We start from the raw sequence: 869 nt of genomic DNA on the forward strand, positions 1-869 counted from the left end.
GTTCTGTGTCTCGGCGCCGAAAGCCCGATCCTCGCCCGCAAGATCGGCCTTGGTTTGCCGATCTATCCGGTCAAAGGATATTCCCTGACCATTCCCATCGTCGACCCGGCGCTGGCTCCAAAACTCCCCGTCATCGATGAGCACAATCTCGTTGCCATCACGCCGATGGGCGATCGCATCCGCGTCACCGCCACCGCGGAATTCGCGGGCTATGATCGCAGCCACAAGCCTTCGGATTTCGCCTTCATGAAGCGCGTCACGCAGGACCTGTTCCCGCGCGGTATCGCCTATGATCGCGCCGAAATGCGGGCCTGCCTGAGACCCATGACGCCCGACAATCTGCCGATCCTCGGCCTGCGCAACATCAAGAACCTCTGGCTGAACACCGGCCACGGCCATATTGGATGGACGATGGCGCATGGATCGGCCCGCATCGTCGCCGACCTGATCGCCGGCCGGGCTGCGCCGATCGCCCTCGACGGTATCCTTCCCACACAGGCGCGGTTCGCCGAACCAAGCGCCGCAAAGGCTTGACCGACGCCATGCTCCGACCCACCAGGCACAGCAACCAGGACGACGATGCGGCGTTGGCATCCAAGCCGATCAAGACCGGCCCGCGCGTCTATGAAGAGATCCGTCGCATGGCGATGGACTATCGCTTCAAGCCGAACGAGCGCATCAACGAAGTGGCGCTTGCCGCGAGGCTGAATGTCAGCCGCAGCCCGATCAGGGAGGCCCTCCAGCGGCTGGTCACGGAGGAACTCATCACCTTCCAGACCAATCGCGGCTTCTTTTGCCGCGGCTTCGATGTCGACGAGGTCGTCAATCTTTCCGACGTGCGGGCGGTGCTTGAGGAGCGCTCCGTCAGG

General features: G+C 63.2%; 2 protein-coding genes. Both read left to right on the top strand.

All coding sequences use genetic code 11. The features are described 5' to 3' along the window. Positions 1–534, top strand: a 534-nt coding sequence (locus EN994_RS33440) for an FAD-dependent oxidoreductase (protein ID WP_127308255.1), incomplete at its 5' end; no start/stop codon positions are given. Positions 535–542: 8 nt separating this feature from the next. Then, positions 543–869: GntR family transcriptional regulator (locus EN994_RS33445; RefSeq protein WP_164746530.1), on the top strand; the 327-nt coding region annotated here is incomplete at its 3' end.

Origin of the sequence: Mesorhizobium sp. M7A.F.Ca.CA.002.09.1.1, from assembly GCF_003998555.1 — a bacterium.
Classification (GTDB): Bacteria; Pseudomonadota; Alphaproteobacteria; order Rhizobiales; family Rhizobiaceae; genus Mesorhizobium; species Mesorhizobium ciceri.